The sequence below is a fragment of the Paraburkholderia sp. GAS42 genome, from assembly GCF_050436565.1.
In the GTDB taxonomy this organism is placed as follows: Bacteria; Pseudomonadota; Gammaproteobacteria; order Burkholderiales; family Burkholderiaceae; genus Paraburkholderia.
Map to the genome: position 1 here is coordinate 124,046 of NZ_JBNDML010000012.1, position 21,980 is coordinate 146,025.

Sequence of the window (21,980 nt, forward strand, 5' to 3'; positions counted from 1 at the left end):
AAGATGTTCAGGCGCCCGTTGCGTTCGTTACGCCCGGCGCGCACACATAGGCGTGCAGGTCGTGCGCGAAGCCGTCGAGTTCTTCCGACAACTGGCGCACCATGCGCCCGAGCACGTTATAGGCGAGCACCGCCGGAATCGCGACGACCAGCCCGAACGCCGTCATGATCAGCGCCTCGCCGACCGGCCCGGCGACGTTCTCGATCATCGCCTGCCCGCTTGCCGCGATGCTGCCGAGTGCGTGATAGATGCCCCACACGGTGCCGAGCAGGCCGACAAACGGCGCCGTACTGCCTACCGAAGCGAGCAGCACCTGGCCGAATTCCAGCCGGCGCTGCGACGCAGCCAGCGCCTGCCGCAGCGCGCGCAGCACGCGCTCGCTGCGCTCGACGCGGCCAAGCAGCGCACCGGGCATATCCGCCTCGGCCGCATGCAGTGCCGCTTCCGCGAGCGGCGCGAACACGCGTTCGCGATCCGCGAGCCGCATCGCGACGACGCCATCCGACAGGGTTTGCGCCTGCCAGAAGAGCGCCACGGCACGCGGCCCCTGACGTTTCGCCCGTCCGAGTACCCAGCTTTTCACGATCAGGAAACACCAGCTCGCCACCGACATCGCCAGCAATACCCACGCGACGCCATGCGTAATTGCGTCACTGGTTTGCAGATAGTGGAGGATGCCGGTGGTTGCCATCGAGCCTCGCTGTGGGACTGTCGGACGGTTGAACCGCCGGTAGATACGTGTTTAGCGCAGGCCGAGCACGTCCTGCATATCGAAGAAACCGGTCGGATGACCTTCGAGGAAACGCACTGCGCGCAGCGCGCCCTGTGCGTAGGACAAACGGCTCGCCGATTTGTGCGTGATTTCGATGCGCTCGCCGATACCGGCAAACAGCACCGTATGGTCACCGACGATATCGCCGCCACGGATCGCGGAAAAGCCGATCGTCGACGGATCGCGTTCGCCGGTCACGCCTTCGCGGCCATACACCGCGCACTGATCGAGATCGCGGCCGAGCGCGTCGGCGATCACTTCGCCCATCATTAGCGCAGTGCCCGACGGTGCGTCGACTTTGTGACGGTGATGCGCCTCGATGATTTCGATGTCGTAGCCGGTTGCGAAATGACGCGCCGCGAATTCGAGCAGCTTGAGCGTGACGTTAACGCCGACGCTCATGTTCGCCGCGAACACGACGCCGGTCTTTTCGCCGGCCGCGCGCAGCTGCGCCTTCTGCGCATTGTCAAAACCGGTCGTGCCGATCACGAGCTTCACGTTGTGACGCAGCGCGGCTTCGAGATGCACCATCGCACCATCAGGACGCGTGAAGTCGATCAGATAGTCGGCTTCAGCGAACACCCGGTCGATGTCGTCGGTCAGCAGGACGCCCGTCTGCTTGCCGAGAAACGCGCCGGCGTCCTGGCCCAGTTGCGGGTTGCCGGCGCGGACGAGCGCGCCTGCGAGCGTCGCGTCGGGATCGTTCAGGACAGTTTCGATGAGCATACGGCCCATCCGGCCCGACGCTCCTGCAATGGCAATTTTCATCGGCAACTCGTCAGCAATTCAGCGGCAACTGCGGGCAACTGCGGGCAACACCCGGGCACCACGAGGAAAAACATGAAAAGGCAGGCGGGCCCGCCGCACGCATCTGTTGCGCGTTCGGCAGGCCCGGCAGGCTTACGCCTGGGGCAAGCTCACCCATCGTGCGCACCTTGCGGACGTAACCCGCAACGATACGGACAATGCGTTTAGCCGCCCGTTCCCGTCGATGCAGGCGCCGGCGTGTTGCTTTGCGGCCCGACCGGGCCCACGGGGTTTTCCGACGGTGCATTCGGATTGGTCGGCGGCGGCGGACGGTGGAACTGGAACTGTGGCGTGACCGGCGTGCCGGAATTCGGCGGCAGACCTGCCGACGGCGGCGTGCCCGCACGCACCGATGGCGTCGTATTACGTGCCGGCGCCTGGACTGCGTCGGTCGCGCGGTTTGCCGCCTGCGCGGCCTGCTCGTTCGCAGCCGTTGACGGCAACGCGGCCGCAGCGGACGCATCGGCTGAAGGCGAACGCGCCGTATCGTACGGCGCCGGGGCCGGAACCGGGACCGGCGCCGAAGCAGCGGCAGCCTCGACCGGTGCGCTCGCGCCGCTCGCAACAACCGGTGCGGCGGCGGTCTTCTTCCTGCCATGCCTGTCGCCATCGATATCGGCCAGCAGTTCGAGGTTCGACGGCAGATCTTCTCCACCCGACCAGCTCGCGACACGATCATTCGCGAAAATCACGACGAAGTCGCGCTGCTGCACGATGGAGGTCGACCCGCGCTTGAAATAGAACAGGTAGTCCCAGCGGTCCGCGTGGAACATATCAGTCAGAAGCGGCGTGCCCAGCACCTGGCGCACTTCCGCGCGCGACATGCCGACCTTCATTTGTGCTGCGGCTTCGCTCGAGACGAAGTTGCCCTGCACGACAGTAATCCGGTACGGCGTGATGCTTTGCGCAATACGCTGCGTGAGGTTGTCGTATGTGGAACATCCAGCAAGAACCGCAACAACCGCAGCAGCGATCAAGGTACCCCGCATGCGGCTCCCCCGGTAGATCAATTGAGATTTTGAAATCATTTCACTCACCGTGCGGGCTTGCTGGCAAGCCGCGCGAGTTTCTATCGAAGATGACCTGAACAGCAATTCACATTACTATTAGAACCCTGCATTGTACTCTAGGGACTCGCCGTCATGACCAATCCAACCGATCTCAAGAATATCGGGCTTAAGGCGACCCTACCGCGCCTCAAGATTCTCGAGATCTTCCAGCACAGCCCGGTGCGCCATCTGACGGCGGAAGACGTCTACCGGAACCTGCTGCACGAGGAACTCGATATTGGTCTCGCCACGGTGTATCGCGTGCTCACGCAGTTCGAGCAGGCCGGTCTTCTGTCGCGCAGCAATTTTGAATCCGGCAAGGCGGTTTTCGAGCTGAACGAGGGGACGCATCACGATCACCTCGTGTGCCTCGATTGCGGGATGGTCGAAGAGTTTTTCGACCCCGAAATCGAAGGCCGTCAACAAGCCATTGCGAAGGAGCGTGGGTTCAAGCTGCAGGAACACGCGCTCGCACTGTACGGCGCCTGCACGAAGGAAAACTGCCCGCATCGCAAGCATTGATCTGATCTGACAGCAGGGGCGGCGCTTTCGCAGCGCCTGCCATGACGAAAGGCCCGGTTTGGCAGTGCCAACCGGGCCTTTTCCGTGCCGCGTGCATGACTCAGGTTGCGATCCCCGCAATCTGCTCGCCCGGCACTTCCAGCCGCCACGGTTCCGTCAATGCGATCTCATCGCAATTGGGCTGTTCGCCGCCGCGATCGATCACCACAAAGTCACTGACGCGATCGAGCGCCAGCAGCGGATGGTGCCAGACGCCTTTCGCGTAATTGACGCCCTGCCAGCCTTCGGTCCAGAACGCGCGCATCTGCGACACGTCGAACTCGCCCGCCGGCGCGACGACGATCACGTAGCACGCGTCGCTTAACGGCAGAAATGCCTGACTGCCGAGCGGATGCCGCTCCATCATCGAGATTTCCAGCGGCCACGCGCGTGGCTGTCCGCGAAACACGTTGATCAACGGCCGGCCTCCGTCACTGCATACGTCGACGGTTGCCAGATCGTGAAAGCGTTCGGTCGTGCCGCCGTTGATCGGGAAATGGCGGGCGCCATCCAGTTCGATCACATCGCCGAACGGCGCGAAGGCTTCGCGCGTCAGGCGCGCGATCCGCAGTGTCTTCATGACGGCCTCTCCGTTACTCGATCTCGCCCAGGAGACGCAGCCGCGACACGCCGCCGTCCGGATAGATATTGAAGCGCACGTGCGTCACGGGTCCGAGCGCGGCGAGCTGCTCGCTGTATGTGTGGACGTTGTCCATTTTCAGCGATTGCTCGGGCAACAGCACAGGCCAGAACATCGCCTGCGTGACGAGCGAATCGTCGGTGCCGCCCACGACCGTCGCCGCCTGCAGCGAACAGCGATCCGGGAAATTGCCCTTGAAATGCGCGGTGTCGACTTCGACGCGGCGGATCGTGCCCGGCCGCGCAAGCGCGACGATGGCCCAGTCGTTGCCCGGCTCGCGACGCCGACGCGTCTCCCAGCCGTCGCCCATGTTGACGCCGCGTCCTGGCATCAGCATCGTCGACGCCGGCCCGAAATGCTGGTTGTTCGCGGCGACGAGATACGCGCCGTTTTCGATCGCAGCGAGATCGATCAGGCTGCCGCGTTCGATATTGCTCCAGTCGCGCTTCGGTTGACCGTACACACGCAGACGCGCGAGGCCGCCATCCGGATAGAGATTCACGCGCAGGTGCGTGAACGCCCGCGCGTCGTTCACTTCGACGTAGTGATGCTGGTTGCCCTGCAACGTCGTTGCAGGCACGAGCGTTTGCCAGTCGGCGTTATCCGGCGGCGTTTCGCCATCGACGTGGCACGCTTCGATTGAAGCCGCCGGCGGAAAATTGCCCGTGAAATGGCTCGTATCCAGATCGACGCCGTGCACGACGCCCGGACGCGCAAGCCGGACCACGCAGTAATCATGACCGGTGGTGCGCTTGCGACGCGTTTCCCAGCCGTCCATCCATTTGCCGTGCTCGTCGTACTTGCCGGGGATGAACACCGCCGGCTGCGGATCGAGCATGCGTTCCTTCGGCGCGAAGAATTCGTCGCTGGCGAAGAGCGCCTTCGCGCCCAGACGCGGATCGGCGAGATTCATGTAGCGGCGCGTGAAGGCGGGTGCGTTCGGGTCGAGGATTGGAGTAGCCATGATGTCAGTCTGTCCTTCGGGATCGTTGGGTGAAAACCGGCGGCAACGTTGCGCGCCGGAATGATCAGATTACGTGCGCCGGTTCGCCGGCTGCGGAACGCGCGGCGTTCTCGTCGCCGCCCGGCACGAAACGCAGTTCGGCATCCTGATCCAGCACGCGGCGCGCACGCACCTTGTCGATATCGTTTTCCCACACGGCGACGACCACCGTCGCCACGCAGTTGCCGATCAGGTTGGTCAGCGCCCGCGCGATGCCGACGAACCAGTCGACCGGCAAAATCAGCACGAGGCCAAGCACGGGAATCGCAGGAATCGCGGAGAGCGTCGCGGCGAGAATCACGATCGCGGAACCCGGAATGCCGTGTGCGCCCTTCGACGTCACCAGCGAAACCAGCACCACAACGATCAGATCGTGCATCGACAGCGGCGTATTCGTGGCCTGCGCAATGAAAATCACCGCGAGCGTCAGATAGATCGAGAAGCCGTCGAGATTGAACGAATAGCCAGTCGGAATCACGAGACCGACGGTCGAATCCTTCACGCCCATCCATTCGAGCTTGCGCATGATCTGCGGCAGCACTGCATCGGACGAAGCCGTGCCGAGCACGATCGACAGTTCTTCACGCAGATAGCGAATCAGCTTGAACACGTTGAAGCCGGCAAGCCGCATCACCACGCCGAGCACGACCGCGACGAATACGATGCAGCTCGCGTAGAACACGATCACCAGCATGCCGAGCTGTTTGAGCGACGCAACGCCATATGTGCCGGTGGTGAATGCAATCGCGCCGAGCACGCCGAGCGGCGCGAGCTTGATGATGAAACTCATCACGCGGAAAAAGACCTGCGCGAGTTCGTCGACGAGGCTGCTGACGCGTTGCGCTTTCTCACCGAGCAGCGAGAGCGCCGAGCCGAACAGCACCGAGAACACGAGAATCTGCAGGATGTCGCCCTTTGCGAAGGCATCGATCGCGGTTTCGGGGATGATTTTCAGCAGGAACCCAGCCGTGTCCTTCAGGCTCTTCGCGTGCTCCGTGTACGTGGAGAGCGATGCGGCGTCGAGCGAATGCAGATCGATGTTCATGCCGACGCCGGGTCTCGTCGCGTAAGCCAGCACCGCGCCGATCACGAGCGCGATTGTCGTCATGATTTCGAAGTAGACCACCGCCTTCAGTCCGACGCGGCCCACTTTCTTCAGGTCGCCGGCATGCGCCATCCCGCCCACAACGACGCAGAACACGATCGGACCGATCACCATCTTGATGAGCTTGAGGAAGCCGTCGCCGAGCGGCCTCAACGATTGCGCGAAATGGGGAAACAACGCGCCGATCACGATGCCCGCCACCAGCGCGATCACCACCCGGCCAAACAGCGAATTGAAAAACTTCAACACGGCTTTCTCCTGGTTCCGGTTCATCTGTTCATACTGGTCCGACCAGTACTGTTATGGCGAATAGTAGGAAGCCGATATAGTCGAGTCAAGGAGAGATTCGACGGGGTTTACCCCCGCGATCTGGCCGTCGTTCAGGCATGCCTTGCGCAGGTTAGTAAACGCGCGATGCACAGGTTCGCAGCGAGGACTACAATGCCGGTCAGACCACGTCCATTTCAAAAGTCAGATGAAAAACGTTCCGCATACCGTCACTGATGCCGCGATTGCGACGATCCGCGAAAGGATCGAAAGCGGCGCGTATCCCGTCAGCAGTCTTTTGCCGGCGCAGCGTCAGTTGTCGGAGGAACTGGCTATCAGCCGGGCTTCGCTGCGCGAGGCGCTATCGACGCTCGAGGCGCTCGGCCTGCTGACAATCAGACCCGGCAAGGGCGTGTATGTCCAGAGCGCGCAGGCAACCGCCGGCGGACACGCGTGGCGTTTTGCTGATCAATCGTCGTTGCCGGACACGTACCAGATGCGTTTCGCGCTCGAAGGCTTTGTTGCGCGCATGGCGGCGCTCGCGGTCAGCGACAGCGACATCGAATGGTTCGAGGACAACATCGCCGCGTTGCACGGCGCGTTGGCCGCAGCCGAACTCGACGAAGCGGCCCAGCTCGACTTCGAGTTCCATATGCGGATGGTGAGCATCGCCGGCAACGCGGCGATCGAGTCGATCCTGCGCAGCAGCGCGGACATCATGAAGGAAAGCCAGCGCATGCCCTTCTACCGGCGCGAACTCGTGCTGACGACGTATCACGAGCATCGTGCGATTCTCGACGCGCTCAAGGCGCGCGACGCCGACGCCGCAGGCAAGGCCATCGAGACGCATATCGCGAACGCCGCGCAGCGCGCCGGCGTGTATTTTCCGACGCCGCGAGCGTGACGGCCGCTGCGGGTGTGACCGCGTCCGCGGCATGGCACGCCGCGACGCCACGCGAAAGGCCATAAAAAAACCGCTCCGAAGAGCGGTTTTTTGTTCCTGCCAGACGCGGGTCACGTGATAAATGACTTCGCGCCTTACTTCGCGCTTTACTTCGCGTTCGCCAGCGCCACAGCCGTATCCAGCATGCGGTTCGAGAAGCCCCATTCGTTGTCGTACCAGCTCGACACCTTCACGAGACGACCCGACACCTTCGTCAGCGTCGAATCGAACGTCGACGAAGCCGGGTTGTGGTTGAAGTCAATCGACACCAGCGGTGCGGCGTTGTAGCCGAGGATGCCCTTCAGCGCGCCTTCCGATGCTTCCTTCATGATCGCGTTCACTTCTTCGACCGTCGTGTCGCGCTTCGCGATAAACGACAGGTCGACGATCGACACGTTGATCGTCGGGACGCGGATTGCATAGCCATCCAGCTTGCCGTTCAGTTCCGGTAGCACGAGGCCAACCGCCGATGCGGCGCCCGTCTTCGTCGGGATCTGGCTGTGCGTGGCCGAGCGCGCGCGGCGCAGGTCTTCGTGATACACGTCCGTCAGAACCTGGTCGTTCGTGTACGCGTGAATCGTCGTCATCAGGCCGTTTTCGAGGCCGATCCTGTCATTCAGCGGTTTGACCAGCGGGGCCAGGCAGTTCGTCGTGCACGATGCATTCGAGATGACCGTGTCCGATGCCTTCAGGACGTGATGGTTCACGCCATAGACGATCGTCGCGTCGACATCCTTGCCGCCCGGCGCCGAGATGATCACCTTCTTCGCGCCAGCCTTGATGTGCGCGCCCGCCTTTTCCTTGGTCGTGAAAAAGCCCGTGCATTCCATCACGACGTCGACCTTGAGTTCGGCCCACGGCAGTTCAGCCGGGTTACGGACAGCCAGCACGCGGATCTTGTCGCCGTTCACGACGAGGTTCTCGCCGTCCACCTTCACTTCGCCCGGGAACTTGCCGTGCGCCGTGTCGTACTGCGTCAGGTGGGCGTTGGTGTTGGCATCGCCGAGATCGTTGATGGCGACGATTTCGATATCGTGCTTCTTGCCGTTTTCATAGAAGGCGCGCAGCGTGTTGCGGCCGATCCGGCCGTAGCCGTTGATTGCGACGCGAATCGTCATGTTCTATCTCCTGATTCCTGATGGCTAAAAAAATACGTTCTATGCAGGGGGTTCCGCCGCCGCGCCCACCCTGCACGCGTGCGACAGAACGAAATGCCAGCGTCAGCCGAGCGTCTTCTTCGCCGTTTCCACGACGTGGTCGACCGTAAAGCCGAAGAACGGGAACAGCACGTTGGCCGGTGCGGACTCGCCGAACACGTCGATGCCAACCACGCCGCCTTCGAGGCCGACATACTTGCGCCAGAAATCGGTCACGCCCGCTTCGATCGCGACGCGGCGCACGCCCTGCGGCAGCACGCGCTCACGGTACGCAGCGTCCTGCTTGTCGAACACCGTGGTGGACGGCATCGACACGACGCGTGCCGCAATGCCGGCTTGCGCCAGCGGCTCGACGGCCTTCATCGCCAGTTCGACTTCCGAGCCGGTCGCGATCAGGATGATCTTGCGCGCGGGAATGTCGTCGTTCCAGTCGCGCAGCACGTAGCCGCCCTTCGCGATGTTCGCGATCTGCGCATCCGTACGTTCCGAGAACGCGAGGTTCTGGCGGGTGAAGATCAGGCACGACGGACCGTGGTGCTCGACTGCCTGCGTCCACGACACTGCCGTTTCGACGGTATCCGCCGGACGCCACACTTCCATATGCGGAATCAGACGCAGGCTCGACACGTGCTCGATCGACTGGTGCGTCGGACCGTCTTCGCCGAGGCCGATCGAATCGTGCGTGAACACGAAGATCGACGGCGCCTTCATCAGCGCGGCGACGCGCAGCGCGTTGCGGCTGTAATCGGAGAACGTCAGGAACGTGCCGCCGAACACCTTGAAGCCACCGTGTGCAGCGATGCCGTTGATCGCCGCGCTCATGCCGAATTCGCGCACGCCATAGTTCACGTAGTTGCCGGCAGCGCCATTTTCGCCGACGCGCACGTACTTCGCCGCCTTCCAGTTGGTCAGATTCGAACCGGTCAGGTCAGCCGAGCCGCCGAGCAGTTCCGGCAGCACGACCGACAACCCTTCGATGGTCTGCTGCGAAGCCTTGCGGGTCGCGACGGTTTCAGCGCGCTCGTTGGCGCCGGCGATGATTGCCTTCGCCTTTTCGGCCCAGTCAGCCGGCAGATGCTTCGACGTGCGGCGCTCGAATTCAGCGGCTTCCTGCGGATACTTCGCACGGTACGCGGCGAACGCCTTGTCCCATTCGCCTTCGACCTTCGCGCCCGATTCCTTCGCGTCCCACGCTGCGTAGACTTCCGGCGGGATCACGAACGGCTCGTAGTTCCAGCCGATCTTCGCGCGCGTGGCCGCGATTTCCTTGTCGCCGAGCGGCGCGCCGTGCGCGTCGTGGCTGCCCGCCTTGGTCGGCGCGCCTTCACCGATCACCGTCTTGCAGCAGATCATGGTCGGCCTGTCCGACAGCTTCGCCTTCCTGATCGCTGCGTCGACCGCTTCGACGTCGTGACCGATGACGCCCGGGATCACGTTCCAGCCGTAGGCTTCGAAGCGCTTTGGCGTGTCATCGTGGAACCAGTGGATGACTTCGCCATCGATCGAAATGCCGTTGTCGTCATAGAACGCGATCAGCTTGTTCAGCTTCAGCACGCCCGCGAGCGAGCACGCTTCGTGCGAGATGCCTTCCATCAGGCAGCCGTCGCCGACGAACACATACGTGTGGTGATCGACGATCTTCGCGTCCGGCCTGTTGAATTCGTTGGCAAGCAGCGATTCGGCGAGCGCCATGCCGACTGCATTCGCGAGGCCCTGGCCGAGCGGGCCCGTCGTGGTCTCGACGCCCGGCGTGATGCCGTATTCCGGGTGACCCGGCGTCTTCGAATGTAGCTGACGGAAGTTCTTCAGCTCTTCCATCGGCAGATCGTAGCCGGTCAGATGCAGCAGCGAATACAGCAGCATCGAGCCGTGACCGTTCGACAGCACGAAGCGGTCGCGATCGGCCCACTGCGGATTTTTCGGGTTGTGGCGCAGATGGCGCGACCACAGCGCAACGCCGATCTCGGCCATGCCCATCGGCATGCCCGGGTGACCGGAATTGGCTTTCTGAACGGCATCCATAGCCAGTGCGCGAATCGCATTGGCCATCAGGGAGGTGGGTGCGGGAGACGAGGTCGTCATGTCGAGTCCGGAGAACGAGTCCAAAAAAGCGGGAGCGCGGGCAGCGGTCCGGAAGCTCGGCGGCCAGAGGGCTCCGGCGCACGATGCGGCGCCGGGAGACGCGAAACGGGCAGAGCAAACGGACAAGGCAGCAAAGCGGGACATTCTAGCAGATCGTCACCGTTTACCCGGCCGCGGACGGCCTGGCGAGCCAAGTTTCGCCTTGGGTTCGACTATAGGGATCGCTTAGGGTTCGCCGGGGTTTGCGGACGGAACTGGCGTCTGCTGGAGGCTGGAAAGCGGCTTGCGGAGTGGCGCTTGAGTGGTCGCCTGGGTTGGCCACCGGGTTGGCGTTCGGGTTGGCCGCCGGGTTGACCACCGGGTTGGCGTTCGGGTTGGCCGCTGGCCTGAACGTCGGACTGGCTCCCGCATCCGCCCCTCTATAATCGCCCCATCGAGAACTATCGCGCCGCATGCGCACCTGCCATCCGTGAGCGCCCCACTTCTCTTCCACCCTTCACCCGACGCGATCTACGGCTTTCCCGGCGCTCGCCGTCTCGCGAGCGTGGATTCGCCGTTCCAGCACATCGAGGTGTGGGACACGCCGCAACTCGGCCGGCTCTTCACGCTCGACGGCCGCCCGATGACGTCGACCGGCGACGAGTTCATCTATCACGAATGCATGGTCCATCCGGCCGCGCTCGCGCACCCGGCGCCGCGCGCCGCGCTGGTGCTGGGCGGCGGTGATGGTGGCGCGGCGCGTCAGTTGCTGCGGCATCCGGGAATCGGGCGGATCGTGGTCGCCGAACTGGATGCCGAAGTGGTGCGACTCACGCGCGAGCATCTGCCCGAAGTGCACGGCGGCGCATTCGACGACGCCCGCGTCGAACTCGCGATCGGCGACGCTGCCCGCTATGTCGAAACGAGCGGTGAACACTTCGATCTGGTCGTCTTCGATCTGACGCCGCCCGATTCACCCGCGGCCGGCCTCTATACGACGGCGTTCTACGCACAGCTAAAGCGCGTGATGACACCTGACGCCGTGTTGTCGCTCCATCTCGGCTCGCCGTATTTTCATGCGCCGCGCATCGTCGGTTTGCTGCGCGATCTGGGCGCGACATTTGCCGTGGTACGGACGCTGAGCGCGTTCGTGCCGCTTTATGGATCGCAGTGGCTGATGGCAGTCGCCAGCGACACGCTCGATCCCGCCGCACCTGACCGCGTGGACATCGCCGCGCGGCTCGCGGACCGCCAGATCGACGGTTTGCGCTGCTACGACGCAACGGTGCACGCCAGCCTCTTCGCCGCGGCGGATGCGGCGCGCGATAAACTAAGTCCATTTTTAAAGTCGTCGTGATGCCCAAGCGCAATGCGGAGTCAGGCCGGCGCGAGTCGCAGCAACTCGCGCGTGTCTTGCGGCATCACCGCGTTCGCCCCGACGACCCGTCGATCCGGAGAATTCCTTGACCGCCCCTCGCCCAGCCGGTGTGCCCTGGTTGACCCCCTATCTGACGGTGCGTGATGCCCGCGTCACGATCGCGTTTTTCGAAGCTGCTTTTGGATTCGCCGTGCGAGACAGCGTGAATGATGACGGTGTCGTCATGCACGTCGAAATGACCTATCAAGGCCAGTTGATCGTGATGTTCGCGCCGGAAGGCGGATTCGGTTCGACGGCAAAGACACCCAAAAGCGCGGGCGCGATTGCGCCGCAATCGTTCTATCTCTATGTCGACGACGTCAACGCTGTGTATGCCCGCGCCCTCGCTGCCGGCGCGAAATCGTTGAGCGCGCCCGAAGACCAGTTCTGGGGCGACCGCTTCGCCCAGATCGAGGACCCGGACGGATACCGATGGGCGCTCGCCCGTCACCTTTCATGAACCAGAGAGTCTTTCCCTGATGCCCCGTTTTTTCGTCGACATGCCGCTTCAATCCGGCAACGTCGTGCAACTTCCGGACGACGTCGTTCGCCATGTCCAGGTTCTGCGCCTGCAGACAGGCGACTCGATCGCGCTTTTCAACGGCGAAGGCGGCGAATACAGCGCCGGCCTCGTCGACGTGGAACGTCGCTCTGCCACGGTCGAAATTGCCGAATTCCGTGATATCGACCTCGAGCCGCCCTATCAGCTGACGCTCGCGCAAGGCATCGCCGGCGGCGACAAGATGGACTGGCTGATCGAAAAGGCTGTCGAACTGGGCGCATCGGCTTTCGTACCGCTGACCACCACACGCAGCGTCGTGCGCCTTTCTGGCGAGCGGGCGCAACGACGGAATGTGCACTGGCAAGGCGTCGTTCGCGCGTCGTGCGAGCAATGTGGACGTAACCGTCTGCCCGACGTCGCGCCCGTGAGCGAGTTCGGCGCGTGGCTCGGGACGTTATCGGACGCGCCTGCGGAAGGCGAACTGCGACTGCTGCTTTCGCCGCGCGGCAGCATCGCGTTTTCCGCGCTGCCGGTTGAACCGCCGCGGGGTCGCGTCACGGTGTTGATCGGACCGGAGGGCGGATTGTCAGCGGATGAAGAGACGGCGGTGACGAATCAGGGCTTCACGCCGGTCGGGCTCGGGCCGCGCGTGCTGCGCACGGAAACCGCTGGCATCGCCATGCTGGCTGCGTTGGCCGCGCGCTGGGGCGGCTGGTAAATCGTTGTTCCGCGCGGCCTTTTGTTCAGGGTGTCCGTTTCCTGACGCCGAATCGATACGCGAAGATATCGCGGCACAAAAGACAAAGCCCGCCAGACGGCGGGCTTTGTCTTTATATCCTCAACGGACGGACGGCGACTCAAGCCGCCCCGACGACGTCACGCGAACGAGTAAAACACGCGGAACGCCACCTTGCGCTCGGCCCAGAACTCGGCGGCTTCGCGGAACACATCGAGCAGCGTTTCGCGGCCTTCCTTATCGAATTTTTGTGCCACCGGCAGCGCTTCGAGCACGATCACGAAGCCAGGTTGCGGACCGGCCTTCGCGACCAGATCGGTCAGGCAATCGTACAGCGCGTCGTAATTCTTGCCGAAGTGCTTGGGAAACATGAACGACGTCGCAATCGTTTCCATCACTTCCTGCTTGCTTTGCGCGTTGCCGCAACAGGCGTAGAGAAAATGCTGCTCGAGCTGGTTCGCCTCGTCAGCAAGATCCTGCACGCGAAACGCGCGGATCGACTGTACGATGTTCGGTCGTACGGTCTTGAAAAGACTCATGGGGCCCTCGTTCGATGAAAGCACAGTGCTGGCTTCGCTCTGGGTATCCTGGCCGGGGCCGGCGCTGCGCATCTGCATGACGCGCTGGAACAGATTGCCGTTACCGGCCGCGAAAAGATCCGTCGCGACTGCCGAGTCGTGCGCGTAGACGTTGTCGCTCATGCTGTTCATCCCGATGTCATTCAACAATACGTTTAAAACTCGTGTAGTGGTCGTCGGAGTAATAACAGTTGTCGGTTCGCTGTAGCGGACCACCGCAGACAATGCGACGCGCGCCCCGATTGCGGGCGCGAGGCGTGGGGACGGTGTATTCGTGGTAATAACCGCGTTTGTGCGGCGACAGCAACCGCTCGCGATTGCCGAATACGATGCCGTCCTTCTCATACGGGTAAGGCCCGCCTGCTGCAATCAAGTTCAAAGTATTGACTGCTTCCCGCGGCAATTGCGCCACCGCGATAGTGCCCTGCGCCTGATCGGTGGACGGCGTCGGGGTATCGCGCGCGAAGGCGCCAGAAACGACACTCCCGCACAGGCTGACGACGATCAGGGCGGCTGGGAGCACGCCGTTGCGGAGCCACTTGCGCGCCATGAACCAGAATTCCCGCTGTTAGATCACGAGTTCGACGACCATGAAAGGTGTAAGGGTATCTCTAATGGTCCGTGGAATCAATGCGCGATCGACCAGCCGAACGCTCCACCGAAGCGCAAACGCCCCACTGGCGCGCCTTCCGGCGGCTTTTGCCGCAGCCAAATTAATCCTGGCTCGAATCCGGAACAATCAGGGCGCGACCGGCGAGGACATCGAACGGAAATGGCGCGGGCTTGACGCCAGTTCGTTCGAGGGCACAGCCGGTCGGCTTGCCCGGACCGCAGGACACGGCACGGCGCGACCATCGCGGGCGCGCCGTTTCATGCGGCAAAAATTACCGGGAGGCGATCACATCAGCGACCAGCAACGCCGTCATGTTGACGATCCGTCGCACCGTCGCCGAAGCGGTCAGCACGTGGACCGGCTGCGCCGCACCCAGCAGCATCGGGCCAATCGCGATGTTGTTGCCGGCAGCCGTCTTGAGCAGGTTGTACGAGATGTTCGCGGCGTCGATATTCGGCAGGATCAGCAGGTTCGCGTCACCCTCAAGGGTCGACTCGGGCAGCACTTCGCGACGCAGGTTCGCGTCGAGCGCGACGTCGCCGTGCATTTCGCCGTCGATCTGCAGGTCGGGTGCGCGCTCCTGCACCAGCGCCAGCACGTCGCGCATCTTCTGGGCGCTCGGCGCGTGGCTCGTGCCGAAGTTCGAATGCGACACCAACGCGATTTTCGGCTCGATGCCGAAACGACGCACTTCCTCAGCGGCCATGACCGTGATCTCGGCGAGCTGCTCGGGCGTCGGATCGACGTTCACGTGCGTATCGACGATGAAAATCTGCCGGCCCGGCAGCACCAGCGCGTTCATCGCGGCGTAGACGCTGCAGCCTTCACGCTTGCCGATCACCTGATCGATGAAGTGCAGATGGCGGTGCGTCGTGCTGATCGTGCCGCAGATCATGCCGTCGGCCTCGCCCTTCTTCACCAGCATCGAGCCGATCAGCGTCGTGCGACGGCGCATTTCGAGCTTCGCCATCTGCTCGCTGATGCCCTTACGCACCATCATCTTGTAATAGGTCTGCCAGAAGTCGCGAAAGCGCACGTCGTGGTCGTTGTTGACGACCGTGTAATCCTGGCCAGCAACGAGGCGCAGGCCGTAGCGCGCGATACGCTGCTCGATCACCGCCGGACGGCCAATCAGGATCGGCTTCGCCAGCTTTTCATCGACGACGATCTGGAGCGCGCGCAGCACGCGCTCTTCTTCGCCTTCCGCGAACACGATGCGCTTCTTCTCCGGCTCGACGCTGCGCGCGAGCTGGAAGATCGGCTTCATCGTCGTGCCGCTGTGATAGACGAACTGCTGCAGATGCTGTTCGTACGCGTCCATGTCCTCGATCGGACGGGTCGCGACGCCCGAATCCATCGCCGCCCTCGCCACCGCCGGCGCGATCTTGACGATCAGGCGCGGATCGAACGGCTTCGGAATGAGGTACTCCGGACCAAACGACAGATCCTGAATGCCATAGGCCGTGGCGACGATGTCGCTCTGTTCCTGGCGCGCGAGTTCGGCAATCGCATTCACCGCGGCGATTTCCATTTCACGCGTGACCGTCGTCGCGCCCGCATCGAGCGCGCCGCGGAAGATGAACGGGAAGCACAGGACGTTGTTGACCTGATTCGGGTAATCGGTGCGGCCCGTGCAGAGCACGGCGTCCGGACGCACTTCGAGCGCGAGTTCCGGCAGGATTTCCGGCGTCGGGTTGGCAAGCGCGAGAATCAGCGGCTTGTCGCCCATGCGTTTGACCATGTCCTGCTTCAGCACGCCACCGGCCGAAAGCCCCAGGAAAATGTCCGCGCCGTCAATCGCCTCACCCAGCGTGCGCGCGCTGGTTTCGCGCGCAAAGCGTTCCTTGTCCGGATCCATCAGTTCGACGCGACCCTTATAGACCACGCCGGCAAGATCGGTCACGAGAATGTTTTCGAGCGGCAGGCCGAGATCGACGAGCAGATCCAGACACGCCAGCGATGCTGCGCCCGCGCCTGACGCCACCAGCTTCACCTTCGAAATGTCCTTGCCGACGACCTTCAGCCCGTTCGTAACGGCCGCCGCGACGACGATCGCCGTACCGTGCTGGTCATCGTGGAACACCGGAATCTTCATGCGCTTGCGGCATTCGCGCTCGACGATAAAGCAGTCCGGCGCCTTGATGTCTTCGAGGTTGATGCCGCCGAACGTCGGTTCGAGCGCGCAGATCACCTCGACGAGCTTGTGCGGGTCGGACTCGTTAAGTTCGATGTCGAACACGTCGATGCCGGCGAACTTCTTGAACAGCACGGCCTTGCCTTCCATCACCGGCTTCGACGCGAGCGGCCCGATGTTGCCGAGACCGAGCACCGCGGTGCCGTTCGTCACCACGCCGACGAGGTTGCTGCGCGCCGTGAACCGCGCCGCGTTCAGCGGATTCTCGACGATCTCCTCGCACGCGAAGGCAACCCCGGGCGAGTACGCCAGCGCGAGGTCGCGCTGGTTGATCATCTGTTTGGTCGGTGCGATCGCGATCTTCCCGGGAGTCGGGAACTCGTGATAATCAAGGGCAGCTTCGCGAAGTTTGGTATTGGCGGGAGTCGACATAAGGCGGGCTTGGAAGTGCAGATTAGAATAGAAGTTCGACGCATTGTAGCGCCAATCCCAAAGCCGATTCCTTCAAAAAGGGTACAACTGCCGCGACTGAAACAGCGCAAACGCCCGCTGTGCGGTGCAGCAAACGGTTCGCTATCGGCCGTCTGGCCGGGTTTTACCAGCCGGACGGCCGAGTCGCCGGGCGGAAAACCGGACCGTACAATCCATGCATTCCCGTCGCGCTTCAAAGGCCTTCGGCTCCCATTCTGCCGTCGCGATCGTCGAGCTTCGAAACCGCGCTTCGCGCTTGCAGATGGACTTCAGGGCACGTTCCCGCTTTTCGGATTTACGCCATGCTTTCCGAGTTTTCGCTGATCGACCGTTTTTTTGCGCGCCGCGCGCGCGCCACGCCACGTGCACCGCTCGGCATCGGTGACGACTGCGCGCTGCTCTTGCCGCGCGCCGGCGAGATGCTGGCGATTTCGACGGACATGCTGGTCGAAGGTCGCCACTTTCTTCCTGACGTCGATCCTCACGCGCTAGGTCATAAGGCGCTGGCCGTCAACCTGTCCGATCTCGCCGCGATGGGCGCGAAACCGCAGGCGTTCACGCTGGCGCTCGCGTTGCCAGAAGCGCGCGAAAGCTGGCTCAGCGCGTTCAGCGAAGGCATGTTCGAGCTCGCGGAGCGCTTCGACTGCGAACTGGTCGGCGGCGACACGACGAGCGGACCGCTCAACATCTGCATCACGGTGTTCGGCGAAGTGCCGCACCAGCACGCGCTGCGCCGCGACGCCGCGCAGCCCGGCGACGACATCTGGATCTCCGGCACGCTCGGCGACGCGCGTGCCGGGCTCGGCGTATCGCGTGGCGAATGGTCAGTTGAAAACGATGACGCCGCGGCATTTCGCCGGGCGCTCGAGCGCCCGGAGCCGCGCGTCGCGCTCGGCCTCGCGCTGCGCGGCCACGCACGGGCCGCGCTCGACATATCGGACGGGCTCGCGAGCGATCTGCTGCACATCCTCGAGCGCTCGCGCGTGAACGCGAGCGTCGACATCGACGCTGTGCCGCGCTCAGCCGCGCTTCGCCGGCTAACCGCCGACGTGCAGCGCCGCTGCACGCTTGCCGGCGGCGACGACTACGAACTGTGCTTCACCGCACCGCAGTCCGCGCGCACGGCAATTGAAGCTGCGGGTAAAACCGTTGATGTGCCCGTGACGCGCATCGGTACAATAAGCGCTCTCCGGACCGGCGAACCTGCGATCACGTGGCACGACGCAGCGGGTACGCCGCTCACTCTGACGTTGCAAGGCTTCGATCATTTCCATGCAGACTGAACCGCCGCTCGGCCCCGTCGACGACCTCACGCCCACTCCCGATCCGCGCGCCCCCCGGCCGCGCCGCGCGACTGCACGCTTCATGCTGTCGCATCCCTTGCATCTGATCTCGCTCGGCTTCGGCAGCGGACTGTCGCCGATTGCACCGGGCACGTTCGGCACGCTGTTCGCGTGGGCGTCGTTCGCGGCGTTCAATCACTATCTGACTGTGATCGAGTGGGGCATCCTGATCGCGGTCGGTTTTTTCGCCGGCATCGGCATTACGGGTTTCACCGCAAAACGGCTTGGCATTGAAGATCCGTCGCCCGTCGTGTGGGACGAGATCGTCGCGTTCTGGCTCGTGCTGCTGATGGTCACGCCGGTCACGTTCACCGGGCAGTTGTGGGCGTTCATCGTGTTCCGCTTTTTCGACATGGTGAAGCCGCCGCCCATCCGCTATTTCGATCGCAAACTGAAAGGTGGTTTCGGCATCATGTTCGATGACCTCGTCGCTGCGTTCTTCACGCTGCTCGTGATCGCGCTGTGGCGCATGTCGGTCTGACCGACGCACGTTACCGGACACACGTATGGCTACCGATTCCGTCGTCCATCAACTTGCGATCCGCGTGGGCAACCGTTTGCGCGACGAACGGCTGATGCTCGCGACGGCCGAATCCTGCACGGGCGGCATGGTCGCGACAGCCATGACGGACATCTCCGGCAGCAGCGGCTGGTTCGAACGGGGCTTTGTCACGTATTCCAACCAGGCGAAGAGCGAAATGATCGGCGTGCCCGCCGACCTGATCGACAAGCACGGCGCGGTGAGTGAACCCGTCGCACGCGCGATGGCGGAAGGCGCGTTGCGCAATAGTCGCGCGCAGGTGTCTCTGGCGATCACCGGGGTCGCCGGGCCTGGCGGTGGCACGGAAACGAAACCAGTCGGGATGGTCTCGTTCAGCTGGACGAACCGCCTGCATACGAAGGTCGAGACGGTCGTGTTCAAGGGTGACCGCGACAGGATCCGCGTGCAGGCGGCTGCGCACGCATTGCGTGGTGTGCTCCTGCTGCTCGATGAGCAGGAACGTTAGCCTTTCTTTTCTCCACAAACGATACGACCCACGCGATCCAGATGACGCCTCCCGCTACCGATAAAGACGAACTGATCCGCCGTTTCGGGCTTCAGCCTCATCCTGAAGGCGGGTTTTTCCGCGAGACGTATCGCTCGAAAGCGGGGGTCGCGAGGCAGGGTTCGGACGAGACGCGATCAGCGTCGACCGCAATCTACTATCTGCTCGCTGATGGTGCCCATTCGGCATGGCACCGGATCAAGTCCGACGAAGTCTGGCATTTTTATGCCGGTGAGCCGATGTACGTTCACGTGCTCGACGAAGCCGGGCACCTGACGTCGCACCGGCTCGGCGATGCGCTCACGCATCCGGATGCCGTATTTCAGATGGTTGTGCCGGCTGGGCAGTGGTTTGCGGCGGAATGCGCCGATCCGGCGGGTTACGCGCTGGTCGGTTGCACGGTGGCGCCGGGGTTCGAATTCAGCGAATTCGAACTGGCCAGCGTGGACGTGCTGCTGGAGGCATATCCGGCGCATCGGGACGTCATCGCACGGCTCGGACCCGACGCTCGCGTTGGATAGCTAACCCTCTCACCGATACTGATTAATCCGGTCCCGCGTCTCCCGCGCCGCCTTAGCCGCAGCTTCAGCGAAATCGTCACCCTTGCCCGCATAGATGATCGCGCGTGACGAGTTGATCAGCATCCCGGTGTTCGCGGCCGTGCGACCCGCGCGCACCGTCGCCTCGACGTCGCCGCCCTGGGCGCCGATGCCGGGAATCAGCAGCGGCATGTCGCCGACGATCCCGCGCACCACTTCGATTTCCTTCGGAAACGTCGCGCCGACCACAAGGCCGAGCTGGCCGCTCGCGTTCCATTTCTCGGCCGCAAGACTCGCAACGACCTGGTACAGCGGACGCCCGCCCGTCTCCAGAAACTGCAGATCCGAGCCACCCGCATTCGACGTGCGGCACAGCACGATCACGCCCTTGCCTTTGTGTTCGAGATACGGCTCGATCGAATCGAAGCCCATGTACGGATTCACCGTTACAGCATCCGCGCGATAGCGTTCAAAGGCTTCGCGCGCGTATTGCCCGGCGGTGCTGCCGATATCGCCGCGTTTCGCGTCGAGAATCACCGGCAGCGCTGGATGATGCTCGTGAATGTGTGCGATCAGCTGTTCCAGCTGGTCTTCGGCGCGATGGGCGGCGAAGTACGCGATCTGCGGCTTGAACGATGACGCGTACGGCGCGGTCGCGTCGACGATGGCGCGGCAGAATTCGAAAATGGCATCGGGCCGGTTCGCGAGCGCGCCGGGAAACTTCGTGGGCTCGGGGTCGAGGCCGACGCACAGCAGCGAGTTCGTGCGCTGCCACGCGTCGTTGAGTGTCTGGATGAATGAGGACATGGTGAAAACTCGCGGCGAGCCATTGACGGATGAGGCGCGTATTTTAACCGGCAGCGCCTGGTTCCGGGCCGGACGGTCGCACAAGTGGCGTCGCGCATTCCCGCCGGCGCACCGTCATCGCCCGGCGATCACCACGACATCCCTACGTAACGCCACGTAACGCGGCGTAAATCGCCAGCCGGTCGTCGCCCCGACACCGCCAGCAGACCCGGAATTACTGCTTTCCATGCCCCCGCGCACCGGCCGTCGACCGCATGCCGGTCCGCTCGACCGTGAAAGTAAACTGTCGCGTCAGACGCTCGCCGCGCGCAAGCACCGTCATGCCATTCGCCGCGGCGCCGCCCGGCAGGTTCATCGCGTTGATCGGATGATCGACCGGCTCGAAGCAGAAGAAATCTTTCGACGGCGGCGTGTACAGCACGTAGTAGTCAGTATCGGCGGCTATGGTGAGCGACAGACGCCGCTTCGGCCACACAACCGCCGTGCGTCCACTCCAGCCGGTGAACGCATGGTTCACGATCGTCTCGGGCAGCGGATACGCGACGCCGAACTGCCATGCCGGCGGTGCCGGCACATGCCGCATCGGCAGCCAGTCGTCGTCGGCGAGCCACAGGCCGCCAGCCGCTGCCGACAGCTCCGTGCCTGTATCGCGCGGCAGAAACGGATGAATCCCGAGGCCGAATGGCAGCGCTTCACGCCCCGAGTTCTCAATCTCAAGCGTCACGATCAGCGTCGGGCCGTCGAGCGTGTACATCTGCATCGCGCGATATGCGTATGGCTTGCCACGACTGCGATCGAGCGTCAGACGCACGCTCTGATGATCGGTGTCCGCGACCTGCCACGGCGCGAGCCAGCCATCGCCGTGAATCGGCAGCGATTCGCCGTCGCGATTGAGCGGCACGTCGATCGAGCGCCCGGAAAAACTGAATTGTCCGCCGCCGATCCGGTTTGAATACGGCAGCAGCGGATAGCACGCGAGTTCGTTCGGATCGGTATCGCAGGCGACGTGACGGCAGCGACGGAAAATCGGCACGAGGCCGCCGTCGCTGCGATAGTCGAAACGGGTAACGCCGCCGCCGAGCAGCGGCGCGACGTCGAGCCGGAGTTGTGCGTTGGAAAGGGTGACGGACGCGATATCGCCCGCGACCGTCGTTCCGGTTGCGACGGCCGAAGTACTCGGTCCGGGCAGCACGGGGTTGGCAGCCGCGGCGAGTCTCGCGCGGCGCGACTGCGATGAAGACGAGCCAACGGAATTCGTGACAGTCATGTCAGTCTCCTGGAGAGGCGTCAAACATTGCCGTCGTCATCGACGGGAAGTTCTGCTGCGGGCGACTCGGCAAGCCGGTCGCCTCTATGGCGTCGTGCTGCATGCTGCCTGATCAATCAATGTGTACTGCCCTGCGTTATTACCTGAAACGATCGACACAAA

General features: G+C 63.3%; 22 protein-coding genes. 9 read left to right on the plus strand and 13 right to left on the minus strand.

Translation table 11 applies throughout. The features are described 5' to 3' along the window. Positions 1-7 precede the first annotated feature (7 nt). The 3 genes from P3T16_RS19000 to P3T16_RS19010 form a co-directional block, all read right to left on the minus strand. A complete protein-coding gene (locus tag P3T16_RS19000; RefSeq protein ID WP_429343430.1) occupies positions 8-691 on the minus strand; it encodes a MotA/TolQ/ExbB proton channel family protein in 684 nt (227 codons plus the stop codon). A 51-nt stretch (positions 692-742) separates the two neighbouring features. Further along, positions 743-1,540 (minus strand): 4-hydroxy-tetrahydrodipicolinate reductase, encoded by a 798-nt coding sequence (dapB, locus tag P3T16_RS19005; protein ID WP_429255467.1) that lies wholly within the window; start codon positions 1,538-1,540, stop codon positions 743-745. Positions 1,541-1,743: 203 nt separating this feature from the next. Next, positions 1,744-2,568, minus strand: a complete 825-nt coding sequence (locus tag P3T16_RS19010) for an outer membrane protein assembly factor BamE (protein ID WP_429343487.1) — start codon at positions 2,566-2,568, stop codon at positions 1,744-1,746. A gap of 153 nt (positions 2,569-2,721) precedes the next feature. On the opposite strand from P3T16_RS19010, the gene fur reads away from it, so the two are divergent. Further along, on the plus strand, positions 2,722-3,150 hold the full coding sequence (gene fur, locus P3T16_RS19015) for a ferric iron uptake transcriptional regulator (protein WP_429255468.1): 429 nt from the start codon (positions 2,722-2,724) through the stop codon (positions 3,148-3,150). A gap of 100 nt (positions 3,151-3,250) precedes the next feature. Here fur and P3T16_RS19020 read toward each other — a convergent pair whose 3' ends face one another. From P3T16_RS19020 to P3T16_RS19030, 3 genes are all read right to left on the minus strand, one after another. Beyond that, a complete protein-coding gene (locus P3T16_RS19020) occupies positions 3,251-3,769 on the minus strand; it encodes an ureidoglycolate lyase (protein WP_429343431.1) in 519 nt (172 codons plus the stop codon). Between the two features lie 13 nt (positions 3,770-3,782). Beyond that, a complete protein-coding gene (gene alc, locus P3T16_RS19025) occupies positions 3,783-4,793 on the minus strand; it encodes an allantoicase (RefSeq protein WP_429255470.1) in 1,011 nt (336 codons plus the stop codon). 64 nt (positions 4,794-4,857) lie between these two features. After that, complete coding sequence (locus P3T16_RS19030; RefSeq protein ID WP_429343432.1) at positions 4,858-6,186, minus strand: C4-dicarboxylate transporter DctA; 1,329 nt, start codon at positions 6,184-6,186, stop codon at positions 4,858-4,860. A 226-nt stretch (positions 6,187-6,412) separates the two neighbouring features. Here P3T16_RS19030 and P3T16_RS19035 point away from each other — a divergent pair, with 226 nt between their 5' ends. Next, positions 6,413-7,108, plus strand: a complete 696-nt coding sequence (locus P3T16_RS19035) for a FadR/GntR family transcriptional regulator (RefSeq protein WP_429343433.1) — start codon at positions 6,413-6,415, stop codon at positions 7,106-7,108. Between the two features lie 146 nt (positions 7,109-7,254). Here the strand turns inward: P3T16_RS19035 and gap are convergent, their stop codons facing one another. Beyond that, positions 7,255-8,265: a type I glyceraldehyde-3-phosphate dehydrogenase gene (gene gap, locus P3T16_RS19040; protein WP_429255473.1), complete on the minus strand. Its 1,011-nt coding sequence runs from the start codon at positions 8,263-8,265 to the stop codon at positions 7,255-7,257. A 102-nt stretch (positions 8,266-8,367) separates the two neighbouring features. Beyond that, positions 8,368-10,386, minus strand: a complete 2,019-nt coding sequence (gene tkt, locus P3T16_RS19045; RefSeq protein WP_429343434.1) for a transketolase — start codon at positions 10,384-10,386, stop codon at positions 8,368-8,370. A 469-nt stretch (positions 10,387-10,855) separates the two neighbouring features. Between tkt and speE the strand changes: the two genes are divergently transcribed. From speE to P3T16_RS19060, 3 genes are all read left to right on the plus strand, one after another. Next, the gene (gene speE / locus P3T16_RS19050; protein WP_429343435.1) at positions 10,856-11,722 is read left to right on the plus strand and encodes a polyamine aminopropyltransferase; all 867 of its coding nucleotides are present in this window, start codon (positions 10,856-10,858) and stop codon (positions 11,720-11,722) included. A gap of 106 nt (positions 11,723-11,828) precedes the next feature. Continuing rightward, positions 11,829-12,242, plus strand: a complete 414-nt coding sequence (locus tag P3T16_RS19055; protein WP_429343436.1) for a VOC family protein — start codon at positions 11,829-11,831, stop codon at positions 12,240-12,242. A gap of 19 nt (positions 12,243-12,261) precedes the next feature. Continuing rightward, positions 12,262-13,002 carry a 16S rRNA (uracil(1498)-N(3))-methyltransferase gene (locus P3T16_RS19060; RefSeq protein ID WP_429343437.1) on the plus strand — a complete coding sequence of 247 codons (741 nt, stop codon included), beginning with the start codon at positions 12,262-12,264 and terminating at the stop codon, positions 13,000-13,002. A 158-nt stretch (positions 13,003-13,160) separates the two neighbouring features. On the opposite strand, the gene P3T16_RS19065 is transcribed toward P3T16_RS19060, so the two are convergent. The 3 genes from P3T16_RS19065 to P3T16_RS19075 all read right to left on the minus strand — a co-directional run bounded on the left by P3T16_RS19065 (position 13,161) and on the right by P3T16_RS19075 (position 16,777). Continuing rightward, positions 13,161-13,730, minus strand: coding sequence for a barstar family protein (locus P3T16_RS19065; protein ID WP_429255478.1), 570 nt, complete (start codon positions 13,728-13,730; stop codon positions 13,161-13,163). A 7-nt stretch (positions 13,731-13,737) separates the two neighbouring features. Further along, a complete protein-coding gene (locus tag P3T16_RS19070; RefSeq protein ID WP_429343438.1) occupies positions 13,738-14,148 on the minus strand; it encodes a ribonuclease in 411 nt (136 codons plus the stop codon). A 334-nt stretch (positions 14,149-14,482) separates the two neighbouring features. Next, positions 14,483-16,777: an NADP-dependent malic enzyme gene (locus P3T16_RS19075; protein ID WP_429343439.1), complete on the minus strand. Its 2,295-nt coding sequence runs from the start codon at positions 16,775-16,777 to the stop codon at positions 14,483-14,485. A 341-nt stretch (positions 16,778-17,118) separates the two neighbouring features. On the opposite strand from P3T16_RS19075, the gene thiL reads away from it, so the two are divergent. From thiL to P3T16_RS19095, 4 genes are read left to right on the plus strand one after another with little or no spacing between them, the layout of a single operon-like run. Continuing rightward, positions 17,119-18,099, plus strand: coding sequence for a thiamine-phosphate kinase (gene thiL / locus P3T16_RS19080; RefSeq protein ID WP_429343440.1), 981 nt, complete (start codon positions 17,119-17,121; stop codon positions 18,097-18,099). Beyond that, complete coding sequence (locus tag P3T16_RS19085; RefSeq protein WP_429255482.1) at positions 18,089-18,640, plus strand: phosphatidylglycerophosphatase A family protein; 552 nt, start codon at positions 18,089-18,091, stop codon at positions 18,638-18,640. Before thiL ends, P3T16_RS19085 begins: the two co-directional genes overlap by 11 nt. Positions 18,641-18,665: 25 nt before the next feature. Continuing rightward, positions 18,666-19,166: a CinA family protein gene (locus tag P3T16_RS19090; RefSeq protein ID WP_429255483.1), complete on the plus strand. Its 501-nt coding sequence runs from the start codon at positions 18,666-18,668 to the stop codon at positions 19,164-19,166. A 41-nt stretch (positions 19,167-19,207) separates the two neighbouring features. Then, positions 19,208-19,726: a cupin domain-containing protein gene (locus P3T16_RS19095; RefSeq protein ID WP_429343441.1), complete on the plus strand. Its 519-nt coding sequence runs from the start codon at positions 19,208-19,210 to the stop codon at positions 19,724-19,726. A 9-nt stretch (positions 19,727-19,735) separates the two neighbouring features. On the opposite strand, the gene pyrF is transcribed toward P3T16_RS19095, so the two are convergent. Together pyrF and P3T16_RS19105 are read right to left on the minus strand one after the other, a co-directional pair. Further along, on the minus strand, positions 19,736-20,551 hold the full coding sequence (pyrF, locus tag P3T16_RS19100; RefSeq protein WP_429255485.1) for an orotidine-5'-phosphate decarboxylase: 816 nt from the start codon (positions 20,549-20,551) through the stop codon (positions 19,736-19,738). Positions 20,552-20,765: 214 nt separating this feature from the next. Then, positions 20,766-21,818: an aldose 1-epimerase gene (locus P3T16_RS19105; protein ID WP_429343442.1), complete on the minus strand. Its 1,053-nt coding sequence runs from the start codon at positions 21,816-21,818 to the stop codon at positions 20,766-20,768. Positions 21,819-21,980 lie beyond the last annotated feature (162 nt).